The organism is Stieleria tagensis, assembly GCF_024129865.1.
Lineage (GTDB): Bacteria > Planctomycetota > Planctomycetia > Pirellulales > Pirellulaceae > Stieleria > Stieleria tagensis.
Genome location: NZ_JAMYFE010000048.1, coordinates 88,577 through 103,561, shown reverse-complemented (window position 1 = coordinate 103,561; position 14,985 = coordinate 88,577). Strand labels below are relative to the sequence as shown.

Genomic DNA, 14,985 nt, shown 5'->3' with positions numbered 1-14,985 from the left:
CGGATGCCTCGTCTGATCTAGTGGACAACGCATCCTCCGCTGCAGACGCTTTCCATGACCGACGATCCGGAATCGATCGAAATCACCGCTTCCGACGCCCCAGCACGGCGTTTGGAGCAGTTTTTCGATGCTTGCCCGGACGAAATTTTGGGAACGTTGTATTACGTGGTTGGAAATCTAGAAGATGCTCGGGATGCGTTGCAGGAAACATTTTTGAAGTGTTGGCACCGCCGACACCAGATCGACGACATTCAAAATCTACGTGCGTGGGTGTTTCGCGTTGCGCTGAACACCGGACGCGATTTTCGCAAAACCGCGTGGAACCGTCGTCGGCAATCCCTGCACGAGGACAGCGCCATGGCTTCGACCGCCGACAGCCCACCAGTTGGGCTGATGAAAAATGAGGATCTGCAGCGACTGCGTCGCGCCGTCGCGCAGCTTCCTGCCGAACAGCAAGAAGTGTTTCTGTTACGGCAAAACGGTGATTTGACCTATGTCGAAATCGCCGACGCCATGTCATTGCCGCTCGGAACCGTCAAGACTCGCATGCGCTCGGCCATCCGCCAGCTTCGCTCTAGCGTGGGAGACCTGTCATGAACCGCGATCCAAATAAACATTCCGTTGACCCGCCGCCGCACGATGATGACCTACGTCAGTTGTTGCTGGAACTGCACTACGGGCTGTTGGAAGATGACGAAGCGGACTCGTTACACCAGCGAATCAACCGTGACCCCGCCGTTGCCAAGGCATGGGCGCAAACCCTGGTGATGGCTGGAAAATTCGCCGAGGCGGCCAAGGTCAATGCGCCCCAGAGAGCTGCAACCGAGTTGCCGGCGGAGGCCCCGGTGCCAGCGAATTTACCGGCCAGCTCGGCGCGATCCAACCGGTTCATGCGACTGTGGTTCGGTTCGTTGGTGACGGCGGCGACGATCGCCATCACCGTCAGCGGGTTAAAGTATTGGTCCCAATGGCCCGCCGCCCCACCGAGCCAAATTCGTGTCGCGGTCCAGCCCATCGCGGGAGCGGATGCGTTGGCGCGAAATGAGTTCCTGGTCTCGGTCGGCCCCGAATCCGATGTGGACTCGCCGATTGGTGACAATGGTTTTGATCCCTCAATGCCAATCGTGCCGGCCACGATTTCCTTCAAGGTGCTCTCGCAGGGTGCGGTGCTGTTTTTTGGCTCGGCCCAGACGGCGCCCTCGCAACCCTGCCGGATTCGTGTCCCCGATGATATCGCCATTCCCGGCGACGCGGTGTTGCACGTGGACGCCACCCAGGTCGGCGACAGCAATGTGGTGCGGTTGACCGTGCCGTTGGAACCGACACGTTGTTTGACGTTCGTGTCGACAGACCGCCCGGTTTATCGGCCGGGAGAAACCGTTTACTTTCGCTCGGTAACACTCAATCGCCGCACCCTGGCGGCAAACGTTGACGTCCCGATTCGATTTGAATTGATCGATCCCAGCGGGTCGGCGGTTTCCGATTGTGTGATCGAAGGCGTTACCGAACGTGGCGTCGGCAGCGGCGCGTTTGTTGTCCCCGAGTCGGCTGCTGGTGGGGCGTTCAAACTAGTTGCAAAAAGTTTGGATGACTTCTTTCCCGATCAGAGCTGTGATCTGGAAGTCCGCCGCTATCGAGCCGTCCGGCTGAAAACGGATTTGCAATTCGGCAAACGCTCCTTCAGCGGTGGCGATCGCGTCGAAGCCAATTTGGTTGTTCGACGTGCGGATGACCAGATCCCATCCTTTGCCACGGCGCGAGCCAAAGCGGTGGTGGACGGCAACATTGTGTATCAAGCCGACCTGTCGCTAGACGATCAGGGCCAGTTATCGATCGCATTTGATCTGCCCAAATTGATTCGCAGCTCCAACGCAACACTGAGTATCGCCATCGACGACGGTTCAGTGACGGAGACCGCGGCGCGACCGATTCCGATCCATACCGGCCGCGCGGAAATCGAATTTTATCCCGAAGGCGGCTACCTGGTCGGTGGTGTCGATAACCGCGTTTACTTTGCCGCTCGCGATATCGATGGCAAACCGATTGAAATCACCGGCGAGATCTTGTCACAGTCCGGACGGATGGTGGCCAGTGTTAAAACAGTACGTGATGGGATGGGGCGGTTCGAATTCAAACCCGAATCGGGAATGCGCTACTCATTGCGGATCACTTCGCCACAGGACATCACCGAAACCCCTTGGTTGCCATCAGTGGTCGAAGCGTTGCCGGTGCTGGATGCGGGGCCTGGCGTTTACGCCGCTGGTCAGCCGATCCAGATCACACTGCACAGTACCAAGCGTCGGCAAGTGATTGTGCGTGCGGTGTGTCGCGGTGAATTGGTGGGTGTCAAAACGATTGACTTGGGTTTGGGCGAGACTGCGGTCAGTGTTCCGATTCAGGACCGAGCCGCTGGTGTGATTCGTGTGACCGTTTTGGACACCGAAGGCGACACCGCGTTGCCGCTGGTGGAACGATTGGTGTATCGACGGGACACAAAACGGCTAAACATTTCCGCCACGATGGATGGCCCCCAGCGCGTGCAAACGCCAGGTGAATCGGTACGGATGACGTTGTCGGTCACTGACGAAAACGATGCACCGGTGGTCGGTGCGGTGCTGGGTGTCAGCGTGGTGGATGACACGGCACTCAGTTTGCGACAACAGGATCTGCCGTCGATCCGAACGCATTTTTTGCTGACCAGTGAAATCCAGTCGCCCGAGGATCTGGAGCATGCCGACGTTTACCTGGCCGACGGGCCCGAGGCGGCGAACAGTCTGGATCTGCTGCTGGGCACCCAGGGTTGGCGACGGTTTGTCAGTGGTTCTCCGGACCAAGGGAAAGAATCTTTTCGTGATCAGCTGGCACGGCTGATCGAATTGGACGGCCGCCGCGCAGGGCTGGTGGCTGATGTTCAGTCCAACCAAGTCACGCTGCGTCAGCAGATCATGGATTACCGCAGGCAAGCGAATCAGGTGTGGAGCCAGTTTGTCGATGAAATTCGCTGGGTGTTGATGATCATCGGCGCGCTGTGGCTGGTCGGATTTTTGCTGCGTCCGCGGAAACCCACGGTTGTCGCAGCCACGATGTTGCTGTTGGCCGGCGTCATCTTGACTCATGCCGGTTGCGGTTCGCAACACGTGACCAGCATGTCGCCGGCTGCAACGGAAAGTGACACGGCGAGCCGTGCGATGAAAGCCGGGCAGGAGATGGAGGGGGCGTCTGCGATGAACAGCCAACCCGAGCGACCGGCCGAAGCATTAGAAATGCAACTTCAGGCTGATCCGTCTGATGAGGCATCCGATGGTGAAACTCGTCCGGCGTTTGTCCAACGCGTCGTTGGCATCTTCCTGGGAAATCGAGGCCGATCGTCGACAGAGAAAATCGATCCGTCACGACTGACACCTGACCAGTTGCAGCGTTGGGCCAAAGCCCGTGATGTTGATGCCCAAGCATTGGCGGATCAATTGATGGACGAATTGCGATTTCCGATTCGCCAGTACGCGCACCTGCATCAGGCTGCCGACGACAACGTTAGACGTGATTTCACCGAGACGCTGTATTGGAATCCGTTGATGGTGACCGATTCGACCGGTACGGCAACGATACGATTTGATCTGTCGGACTCACTGACCAAATTTGGTGTGCACGTGGACGCTCACAGCGCGGACGGACGCATCGGCAGTGGCGGCGGATCAGTCGTGACCCGGTTGCCACTTCAGGTCGAAGCCAAGGTGCCGTTGGAAGTCACCGTCGGCGATCGAATTGATTTGCCAGTGGGAATCATCAATGGAACCGGGCAAGCGGGGCAGTTCGATATCAGTTTGGAAGTCGACCCGGCGTTTGGCAGTGATCGAATCTCCGCCACCACGTCGATCGCGGCAGACGGACGAACCACCGAAGTATTTTCGCTGAAGGTCGGCGAACCAACCGCGTCCACGCAGACCAAACTAACCGTGCTGGCGCAGCAGCAGGGCGGATCGCTATCCGATCACGTCGAGCGTGTCGTCAACATTGTGGCCGACGGATTCCCGTTTGCCGTTAGCCAATCGGGAACGCTGTCGGAGGATGTCAGCGTGCCATTGAACTTGCCTGACCAAATCGTCGGCGGATCGCTGACCGGCCGGATCGAGATCTATCCCAGCACCCAGTCGCAATTGAGCGCGGGTCTGGAGAGCATCCTGCGAGAACCGCATGGATGTTTTGAACAAGCGTCGGCATCCAATTACCCCAACGTGATGGCGTTTCAGCTGATGCAACTGGACGCCACCGCCGACGATTCCGACCAGCGGCGAATCATTTCGCTCCTGCGTCGCGGCTACCGAAAATTGACCAGCTACGAATGTTCGACACTGGGTTACGAATGGTTCGGCAATGACCCTGGACACGAAGCATTGTCGGCATTCGGATTGATGCAGTTTTCCGAGATGTCCAAATTTGTCTCCGTCGACCAAGCGATGATGGAACGGACCCGCCGCTGGTTGCTGGATCGGCGCGACGGCCAGGGCGGATTCCAACGCAACCCGCGACACCTGCATGCCTGGTCGGTCAATCAAGACGTCGTCAACGCCTATCTGTTGTGGGCCTTGTCCCAAGCCGATGTGGCCACGGGAGACTCTCAGCGGATCGAATCCGAGTTGTCCGCGGAACTGGATCGGATGCAGCAAGTCGCAGAAAATTCAACCGACCCATACTTGATGTCACTCTCAGCCATCACGTTGATCAACGTCGGACGCGGTGCAGCGGCAAGCAAGTTGTTGGACCGAATGGTCCAGCAACAACAACCCGACGGCAGTTTCATCGGCCAGACGACCGTCACGCAAAGCGGTGGAATCTCACGCACCGTCGAAACCACCTCGCTGGCAATCCTGGCATTTCAGGCCGCTCAGGCGAAACAATCCCAGTCTCGGCGAGCGGCAGGTTGGTTGGTTGATCATCGCCAATCCGGTGGTTTCGGTTCCACACAAGCCACGGTTTTGGCATTGAAGGCATTGATCGCAGTGCACGACACCGTGGTCGGCGGCGAGGGAGGCCAGGTTCAAGTGTTGGTGGATGAAAAAGTCGTTGATCTGATCAAGTGGCAGGGTCGGCCGGGCGACGGAGTCCAATGGAGCATGTCCGCTGCGATTTTGAAACAATTGGCTGCTTCAGCAACGTTGTCGCTCCGTGCGGTTGATGGTGCCGCGTTGCCATTCACCGTCCAGGTCAACGGCCACACGACCGCTCCCGAAAGTGACGCCGCCTGCCCAATCGAAATCGGCGTTCAATTTGCCGACGACCGCTTGTCGGTGGCCGCCGGGGACACCATCGATGTGATTGCCGATGTCCGCAACAAAACCGACCAGGGGCGACCGATGACGGTGGCAACCGTGGGCCTGCCGGGCGGGTTGGAACCGGTGATCGAATCCCTGGACAAACTACGGAAAACCGGAGTGATCGATTATTACGAATTGCGTGGACGCAAACTTGTTTTGTACTGGCGAACCCTGGCGCCGAATCAGAGCCACCAGATCGTGATTCCCTGTGTCGCACAAGTCGGTGGACGCTACACCGGCCCGGCCAGTTCGGCTTACCTGTATTACACCGCTGAATCCAAGTCGTGGTCGGCTCCGTTGACGATTGAGGTTTCGAAACCGGTCGGATAAATCCTCCACACCAGCGGGGACTGGGTGGAATTTGTTGCCGATGCGGTATGCTGGGTGTGCTCTGCCCGTGATGCCGAACCCGCACTCTGATGCCGACCACCCGCCCCCAACCTGCCGATCAACCCGCGGCCGCCGCACAGCGTCGCTGCGAACTCCCTTGCGTGCACTGTGGATTGCCCACCGTGTGCGACGCGTCGGACGATCTGACAAAAGTGTTTTGTTGTGGTGGTTGTCGCCAAGCGTATGAATTGATCCACGGTTGGGGCTTGGGTGATTTCTATGCCATTCGCGATCAGAACCAGGCCAGCAGCGGACTTTTTGATAGCGCGGACACGTCACGCTACGACGCACTGGACGACATCGCCTTTCTGGGGCTCTCGGCACCGCGCGAACTTGCCGATGGTCGCATGCAGGCGGAACTGTCGATCAGCGGACTGCACTGCGCTGCGTGTGCTTGGTTGATTGAAAACGTGGCCACGCGGACGGCCGGATGGACGCTCGCTCGGGTGCGGTTGAATCGACACACGATCGAATTGGTGTTTGATCCCAGCCAAATCAAACTCAGCCAGATCGCGCGGTTGGTGGCCCGATTGGGATACGAACTGTCACCGTTGACCAGCGAGCCGGTGGATCGGTTTCGCATCGAAAATCGACGGTTGTTGATGCAAATCGCCATCGCCGGTTTCTTTGCCGCCAATGCCATGTGGATCGCAGTGGCGCTCTACGCGGGCGATGCGTCGGGGCTTGCCAGCGAACACCGGACATTTCTGCGATTGGCCGGAACCGCACTGGGGCTTGCCAGTATCGCGATTCCAGGACGAACCTTTTTTGTCAGCGCCTGGGCATCGATCCGGACACGGACGCCGCACATGGACCTGCCCGTTGCGTTGGGATTGTCGGTGGGGACCACGGTCGGATTGATTCATGCGATCACCGGCACAGGTGACGTCTATTTTGATTCGCTGACAATGTTGGTGTTCTTGCTGCTGGTCGGTCGTTGGATCCAATTTCGCCAACAACACCGTGCGGCCAGCGCGGTCGATCTGTTGTTGCGGATCACGCCGCAGCATGCGCGGTTGGTCAACGAAGCCGATCCAGATGGCCAGACACGATGGGTGCTGGTCACGTCCTTGGCGGCCGAACAATTGATTCGAGTCAACGTGGGCGAAAGCATTCCCTGCGACGGACGCGTGGTGGCGTTGGGCAAGACAACTGGTGAATCAATGTTGGACCGATCGCTGCTGACCGGCGAAAGTGAACCGATCCCGACGCGCGACGGTCAGAGCGTGGCGGCTGGAACGGTGAATTTGTCGCGTCCGATCACCGTTTCGGTCGAAGCGACCGGACAACACAGTCGGATCGGGAAAGTGATGCAGTCGGTCGAAGCCGCGATGGCACAGCGGACGCCGATCGTTCAGTTGGCCGATCGGATCGGAGGCGTGTTCGTAGTGGTCGTCACACTGTTGGCGATTGCCGCGTTTGTGGTTTGGTTTCCCAGTGGGATGGATGTCGCCACGGCCAATGCGACCGCGCTGTTGATCGTGGCCTGTCCCTGCGCCCTCGCGTTGGCAACACCGCTTGCGATTGCGGTCACGTTGGGACGAGCCGCAAAACGAAAGATCTTGATCCGCGACGGCGGTGTGCTGCAACAGTTGAGCCGAACAGGAATCGTTTGGTTCGACAAGACCGGAACGTTGACCGAAGGCCGACCACGAGCCGAAGTGGTCTGGGGCGATCGAGACTCGATCGCCGAAGCGGCGGCAATTGAGCGGGAATGTTGCCATGCCATCGCAGATGCGATCGTCCGCCAATCCGAACAATTGGGGTTGTCCGTGCCAGCGGCCGACGACGTTCGATTGAGTGTCGGTGGTGTGCAGGGATGCTGTGGTGGACACAACATCGCTGTTGGCAATGAAACTTTGATGCGTTCCTTGGGCGTTCGGCTGGCCGACGACGTCATGACAGCGATCGGAACCTGTTTGGAGAACCAGATGACGCCTGTCGTGATCGCCCGTGACAGGGTCGCGGTGGCGGTGGTGTCCATCACCGACCCGATTAAACAGAATGCCGCCGAAACGATCGCGCGAATTCGATCATCCGGTTGGCAGGTCGGAATCCTTTCGGGTGATCACCCGGATGTGGTTCGCAAGGTGTCCGATCGAGTCGGCATCGATTCGCGACAGGTGTTTGGTGGTTTGTCGCCCGAGGACAAGCTGGCGACGGTGACCGGAAACGGTCACGGCGATCAAACAGTGGTGATGATTGGCGACGGCGCCAACGACGCGGCTGCCTTGGCGGCAGCCGACGTTGGGATCGCGGTTCGTGGCGGTGCGGAAGTCAGTCTGCAAGCGGCGCCGGTGTTTGTCGCTTCCGGTGCGCTAGTGAGTCTGGCGGATTTGATGGATGCGGCGAAACGTTCCAGTGCATTGATCCGCACGACCTTTGCCGTTTCATTGGCCTACAATTTGTTTGCCGTCGTGCTGGCACTGGCCGGTTACATCAGCCCCCTGCTGGCCGCCGTGTTGATGCCAATCAGCTCTGTTTCGGTGCTGTCATTGACCCTGGTTTGGCCGACGTTTCGAGATCCCCCGTCATGAGTGTTCTGTACATCGCTTTGCCCGTGGCACTGCTGCTAGGCGGTGGCGGATTGCTGGCCTGTTTGTATTGCATTCGCAACGGCCAGTACGACGACCTGGATACACCGGCGGTCCGTGTGCTGGTGGATGACCAGCCGATCGTCCCCGACACGGCGACGGATTCGGCCATCGATAGGACGTCGGTCGACAGTCAAAACGACCTGTGAGTTGGCATTTCGAATTGGCACGCCAGTTGCTTCAACGGCAGATCGCACCCCTCAATCGTGATTGAATGCCGGAATTCGAATCTTAAAAGGCCATCCCCAGGCTGTATCACTCTGCCAGATGGCTTACCTTAGAAGTCGAATCAAAGGAACCATCAACATCAGGAAGCACTGTCATGGACTTTGTTTGGTTGGTACCAGCAGCAGGCGTTTTGGGGCTGATTGCAGCAATCGCGGTGATGATGGCGATCCGTGGGCGGCCCGCCGGGGACGCACAGGTCCAGGAGATCGCGGGGGCGATTCGGTTTGGCGCGGTGGTGTATCTACGCCAGCAGTATGCGGTCCTGGCGGTTGTCGTGGCGTTGGTGGCGATCACGATCGCAACGCTGATGTCGGGCCAAGCTGCGATGGCGTTTGTGTTGGGCGCGTTTGGTTCCACCGCAGCTGGTCTGGTCGGCATGTTGACCGCCACGCGGGCCAACAGTCGGACTGCCGTTGCCGCAAAAGAGCACGGTATGACAGAAGCATTTTCGATCGCCTGTATGAGTGGCAGCGTGATGGGATTGACCGTGGCATCGGTTGGGCTGATCGGGCTGGGTGGGCTGTTTTATTTTTTGGGTGCCAATGCGAACTCACTGTCGCTGTACAGCACGTTCGGGATGGGGGCATCGCTGGTTGCACTGTTTGCGCGAGTCGGCGGTGGGATCTTTACCAAGTGTGCGGATGTTGGCGCGGACCTGGTCGGCAAAGTCGAAGCGGACATTCCCGAAGACGATCCACGCAACCCCGGTGTGATCGCGGACAACGTCGGTGACAACGTCGGCGACGTGGCCGGGATGGGGGCTGACATTTTTGAGTCCTACTGTGGATCAATCGTCTCGGCACTGGCGATCGCAACCGTTTTGACTTCGGAACAGGCGGATCTTTTGGGTGGTCGCCCGGCGCTGTTATTTTTACCGTTGGTTTTGTCAACGATCGGTCTAGCCATTTCCGCTGTGGTGATGTTCATGATGAAACCGATGGCTCGCAAATCCGCCGCGACCGCTTTGCGGTTTGGCATGGTGGGTTCGAGCCTGATGTTCATCCCTGCGGTTTGGATCACGCTGTGGGTGATGGGCGTTGCTTGGAATGTTGGCTGGGCCGTTGTTTCGGGCGCCGTGGCCGGGATCGTGATCGGGTTGTCGACCGAATGGTACACGCGTGGCAAACGAGTCGAACGCATTGCCGAAGCCGGTCAGACCGGACCGGCAACCATCATCATTAGCGGGATGGCGGTGGGTATGGAATCGATCGTGATTCCGATCTGTTCGTTGGCCGCAGCGATTCTAGTGGCAACCGAGTTGGCAGGATTGTATGGCGTTGCGATGGCTGCGGTTGGAATGCTGGCCACGGTCGCCATGATCATGACGGTCGATGCCTATGGGCCGGTCGCCGACAATGCGGGCGGGATTGCGGAAATGTCTGGGATGGGAGCTGAGACGCGGGCGATCACCGATGAACTGGATGAGGTCGGAAACACTACTGCGGCAGTCGGTAAAGGGTTTGCCATCGGTGCGGCCGCGCTCACCTCGCTGGCTGTGATCAGTGCTTACATCGAACTGGTCGCATCGGAATCGGGTCTGTTGGTCGATAGCCCGTTGGTGTTGGCTGGAATGTTCATCGGCGGCATGCTGCCGTTTCTGTTCAGTGCACTCACGTTGAAAGCGGTCGGTGATGCGGCCAAAGAAATGGTAGAAGAGATTCGGCGTCAGTTCCGTGAAATTCCAGGACTGATGGAGGGCACCGCCAAACCCGATCACGCCAGTTGCATTCGCATCGCAGGTGGTGCGGCGCTACGACGAACGCCGTTGCCGGCATTGATCGCCTTGGCGACGCCGCCGCTGGTCGGGTTCTTGGTGGGTCCCGCAGCGCTGGGTGGTTTGCTGGTCGGCGCGATGCTGACCGGTGTGTTGTTGGCGATTCTGTTGTCCAATTCGGGCGGCGCATGGGACAACGCCAAAAAGTTCGTCGAACAGGGAAACCTGGGCGGCAAAGGATCCCCCGTGCACCACGCCTGTGTGATCGGCGACACCGTCGGCGATCCTTTCAAAGACACTTCGGGACCGTCGCTGAATATCCTGATCAAAGTCCTGGCGATCACCAGTCTGGTGATCGCACCATACCTTTGAAATCGAGCGGTCAGTATGACGTGATCAGTAACCGCTGTAGCTGATCCCGCCAGGGTTCAGATTTGCACAGTAAAAGACTGAACCCTGGCGGGATCAGCTACGGTAAACTCGCCACTGATTGTTCTTGCGATGCTTAGCGGATGTCACTTGGTTGGGCAGACAGACGTTGCGTGTCGGTGGGGTGTTGTTGCAACTGCCAGTAGGTGAGTTCACCGAACGAACGTGGTGTTAACAATTGGCGGTTGGCCGCTGGAATGCGTTCGCGGACGACTTCGTATAGATCATACAGCATCGAACGATTGTCACCGTAGTAGCTGTGACCGAGCAGACTGAGATCGATGCCGCTGACGTCCACGGTTTCGATGCCAGGAACGACCACCACATTGACACCACTTTCGCCGGCCCGCGGATAGCCGTGGACCTGTTTGGATGCAACCAATGCTTGATCGTCCGACGATGCGTACAGCGTGACTTGTTTGGCGATGTCCGACAGTGCGGGGGCCAGGTCGCGGCGGAACAGATCGGCATCGACATCCGGGGCTGCTAACACGACGCGATCAAACAGCATCCGGGGGTCGGTCTGGTTCACTTCGGCAGCGTGCTGTTGTTCCCAAGCGATTTGTTGCATCGCACCGGTCGTGGGACGGTTTCCCATGCTGTGGGCGACCACGTTGATCGAGCGCGCGCCGCTTTCGTTGGCCAATTCCAACAGAAACTGTTTTAGATGCGTTTGTGTCCACGCCGCGTTGTTCTCGTCAACGGTGTAGCCGAGCAACGTGCCCTGGCTGGGCCAGCTGTAACACACCGGGACGCCTTCGAAGGGCAGGTCGACCGAAATCTGCGCCGTTCGCTGAACCGCGGATTCAAAGTCGACGTTGTAGCCGTGGATGAAAACCAACATGTCTTGCTGTGGTGATGCCGCGACGGTCTGGGCCAATGCCTGGCTGAATTCATCCGCGGGCAATTCGATCGCGCTGGTCAGCACGATGTGATCTTTTTGGTTCTCGTGGATTTCAAATTTCAGCAGACTCGGGCGTTCCACCACACCGACTTGATGGGTGTCCGGCACGGTGACGCTGCAGATCCCTTTGACCAGCGAACCTCGATTCGCATTGTAGGTCACACCGTGCTTTTCAATTTTTGCCGTTCCCGATAACAACACCGCGGTTGCCGACGCAGCGGCCACGCCGCCAAATCCGCAAAATGCGAATCCCGTACCAGTGCGTTTGCAGACCCAGTTAAAAATTGCCAGCACAAAAAAAACCGTCGCACAGCCCCCGAGCAGTAGGAACGCATCGCGATTGCCAGTGACGTTGTAAGACGACAATGGGGTCAGATCGCGAGCCCGATCGGTGGCGTAAAAGACCTGCACGGTCGCATAGCCTTGCTGGCTGTCATGCTGCGAACCTGCGGGCAAGGTGCTAAAGGGACCAGTCGATGACGCGCCGGCTGGAACCGGTGACGCCGAACTGGACGACGCTGAACTGGACATGGGGGCCGGCAGTGAACGATTGACGCTGGCTTGCATGGGCATCGGGCCGACCGGGTCAGCTTGCAAGGTTGGCGTGGGGAATGTGTCCGCTGCGGGGGGCAGCATCGCGGGCGTTTCCACCGCGATGCTGTCCGCGGTGTGGGTTTCCGCAGCATCAGCCTGTGCCGTATCAGCCTGTGCCGTGCGAGTTTGTGCCACGTCGGGGCTGCGACCGGTCTGTTCGTTGGATTCGCGGCTGCATCCGCCCAAGCAAATGAATGATAGCAATGACATGCAGAGGAGCTTTGGCATGTCGAGAGTCTTGCAGCGGTTGATGGAGCGCATGGTTGGGTTCCCGGTGGATCGCGAAAACGCGTTTTCGTCAGCTCCTAAATACTTCTTGTGTCGGGTTGGGGTCGATGCCAATTGTTTGTCGATCGGTCTTTACCCCAGCGGTTGGGATCCTGTTTACTAGTGCCAAATCCCCGCACGTTTTTCCGTTTAGAAGTGTCGACGCATGGAATCGCAAAGACCCCAGACTGGTCCGTCGGTGTCGGTCATCATGACGACGTTCCGATCACCAAACTATCTCCGTCAGGTTCTCCGCGGATTTTCCAAACAAACTCAGCAAACATTTGAGATTGTCGTCGGCGAGGACGGAGACACCACGGAGACTCGGGACGTGATCGCTGATTTCAGATCCCATTCGTCGATCAGCGTCCGTTACGTGTCGCAGCAGCACCAAGGGTTCGGCAAGACACGCATTTTGAATCGAGCGATCGACGCGGCGGCCGGTGATTATCTGGTGTTCACCGATGGCGATTGTGTGCCCCGCTGTGATTTCGTCGCGTCGCATCAAGCGTTGGCGATGCCTGGCCGATTTCTTTCCGGCGGCTGCAATCGATTGCCGCGTGATCTGACCAACCAGATCTTGGACGACACAGTCGCCTACCGAGACTTCACCAGTCCGTCTTGGTTGCGGCGAAAAGGAATCGATGTCTCAAAAAAGTGGGTGTGGATTGAAAACCATCCCTCGCTGGCGAGATGGTTCGATCTGTCGACGACGACCAAACCGACTTTCAACGGTCACAACGCGTCGGCTTGGAAATCCGATGTCGTCAATGCGAATGGATTTAACCACGAGATGCGGTACGGTGGTTTAGACCGCGAACTCGGCGAACGACTGGAGAACTCCGGAATTGCCGGAACTCAAATCCGTCACCGTGCGGTCTGCTATCACTTGGACCACGACCGTGGCTATGTGACCGACGAAGATTGGCAGCGCAACCGCAACATCCGTAAGCAGGTGCGTAAGACCGGCGTGACACGAGCCGATCAAGGATTGGACGAAATCCGTTCGATGGCTGGCTAACCGGTGTGCTTCATCCATCTTTGAATTCGTGGCGCAAGCATTCCCAGCTTGCGATTGAAGCGGTGGGGTGATGGCAAGCTGAAAGCTTACCCCACTTCTAAACATGTACGAATCACTAGGACAGAATCGAGTCGACCATCTGGTGTTCACGTTTGCCGGGCCCCAGCCGTTGCTCGCATCCCATGCCGGCTAGCATGGTGTTGTAAACATCCAGGCCTTCGGCACCGACCTGGATCTGCTGACCGGTCTTGAATCGGCCACCGGCAGAGGTGATCGCGTGGAAGACGCCAGAGAGTTCACGTTTGACATCGTTATGGCGTCCGTCGCCGGATTCCGTACTGACTGTGATGCAGCTGTTTTCCAGAATTGATTTTCCGTTGGCTTCATTGGTTTCATCCAGCAGCCCCAGGAAATAAGCCACCTCGCGCATCTTCATGTGGGCATGCGCACGCAGTTGCTTGTTGTCTTTTTGCGGATTGAATTTGTGCCACCATTCGTGGCTGCATCCCGCGCTGCCGGATTTCCCCAGTTCTTGTTGGTCATTGAACTCATAGACCAAACGACCGTTGTACTTGTATTGCCCCTTCATCCGCAGTCGCTCGCCGGCCGCCAGGAAGGTCAGCGATCCGAAACGCACTCGATCCAGCTGAATCGCCATCGCATACAGGTCGGCCATTAAACGCCATTCACGCGACAGATCATCGATGTGCATGTCGATTCCTTCGCCGCCCGGATCGGCCGCACCGCCGTGCGCCATCTCGCTCGCAGCAGGCATTTTGGGGGCACGAGGATCGACAGCGTCGTTGGAGTAGACGCGTGTCTCGTATTCGCGAATCCGTTCCAAGTGGTCTGCGATCCGGTTGCGAGACGCATTGCCCAATGGAGAATTCGCACCCGTGTAGAACTTATATTGTTGGACGACCGAATCGAGCACACTGCGGTCGATGCGACGTTGTTTTGCATCATCTGCTGCGTCGATCGTACCAAAGACGCGATCAAACAGGTCGCGTGGCTTCTCCTGCATGGTCGCGGCAACGGTGCCGTCAGCGTTATAACTGTGGACGAATCGACTGACCCTGCTGCGGCGAAAGAACGTGCCAGCAACCAAGGTTGGAACTATCCCATTGGGCATGCTGCCGGGGTGATACTGTTTGCGAATGACTTGGTCGATCGACGGCCCTCCCGCTTTGGCTTCGCCGTCTGGCGGTTCCGCAGTGAACGATGCCGAGGCGCCATCAAAGTGCGCGTTGATTCCCGATTCATCGCAGCGAACATGGTCAACGCCTCGCATCAGCAACAGTTTGTCGGCGAGTGGACCAAGTGGTTCGAACACGCCATCCATCCCTTCATCTTGCAATGGTGCGGGAATGCCCAACCCAAAGAACACGTTGAACGCGCGGACCGGTACCTCGGCGGTTGGACTGGCAACGGCGGATTGCAACATCATTTCTTCCAACGCCGGCAGAGCGATGGCGACGGTGCCGAGTCCGCGCAACAAGGTGCGGCGGTGCATTCGTTGGCTGGGCATGGTG

The 14,985-nt window shown here is 58.2% G+C and carries 8 protein-coding genes; 6 read left to right on the top strand and 2 right to left on the bottom strand.

Annotated elements, in window-relative coordinates:
* Positions 1-54 precede the first annotated feature (54 nt).
* From NHH03_RS11945 to NHH03_RS11925, 5 genes are all read left to right on the top strand, one after another.
* Positions 55-597, top strand: a complete 543-nt coding sequence (locus NHH03_RS11945; protein WP_253156313.1) for an RNA polymerase sigma factor — start codon at positions 55-57, stop codon at positions 595-597.
* On the top strand, positions 594-5,642 hold the full coding sequence (locus tag NHH03_RS11940) for an MG2 domain-containing protein (RefSeq protein ID WP_253156311.1): 5,049 nt from the start codon (positions 594-596) through the stop codon (positions 5,640-5,642). The genes NHH03_RS11945 and NHH03_RS11940 overlap by 4 nt, the downstream gene beginning before the upstream one ends.
* An 89-nt stretch (positions 5,643-5,731) precedes the next feature.
* Positions 5,732-8,239, top strand: coding sequence for a heavy metal translocating P-type ATPase (locus NHH03_RS11935; protein WP_253156309.1), 2,508 nt, complete (start codon positions 5,732-5,734; stop codon positions 8,237-8,239).
* Positions 8,236-8,445: a cbb3-type cytochrome oxidase assembly protein CcoS gene (gene ccoS / locus NHH03_RS11930; protein ID WP_253156307.1), complete on the top strand. Its 210-nt coding sequence runs from the start codon at positions 8,236-8,238 to the stop codon at positions 8,443-8,445. Before NHH03_RS11935 ends, ccoS begins: the two co-directional genes overlap by 4 nt.
* 173 nt (positions 8,446-8,618) lie before the next feature.
* On the top strand, positions 8,619-10,610 hold the full coding sequence (locus NHH03_RS11925) for a sodium-translocating pyrophosphatase (RefSeq protein ID WP_253156305.1): 1,992 nt from the start codon (positions 8,619-8,621) through the stop codon (positions 10,608-10,610).
* Positions 10,611-10,743: 133 nt separating this feature from the next.
* Here the strand turns inward: NHH03_RS11925 and NHH03_RS11920 are convergent, their stop codons facing one another.
* Complete coding sequence (locus NHH03_RS11920) at positions 10,744-12,375, bottom strand: alpha/beta hydrolase (RefSeq protein WP_253156304.1); 1,632 nt, start codon at positions 12,373-12,375, stop codon at positions 10,744-10,746.
* A 223-nt stretch (positions 12,376-12,598) separates the two neighbouring features.
* Between NHH03_RS11920 and NHH03_RS11915 the strand changes: the two genes are divergently transcribed.
* A complete protein-coding gene (locus NHH03_RS11915) occupies positions 12,599-13,453 on the top strand; it encodes a glycosyltransferase (RefSeq protein WP_253156303.1) in 855 nt (284 codons plus the stop codon).
* A 115-nt stretch (positions 13,454-13,568) separates the two neighbouring features.
* Here NHH03_RS11915 and NHH03_RS11910 read toward each other — a convergent pair whose 3' ends face one another.
* Positions 13,569-14,981 carry a DUF1552 domain-containing protein gene (locus NHH03_RS11910; RefSeq protein WP_253156302.1) on the bottom strand — a complete coding sequence of 471 codons (1,413 nt, stop codon included), beginning with the start codon at positions 14,979-14,981 and terminating at the stop codon, positions 13,569-13,571.
* Between the last annotated feature and the right edge of the window lie 4 nt (positions 14,982-14,985).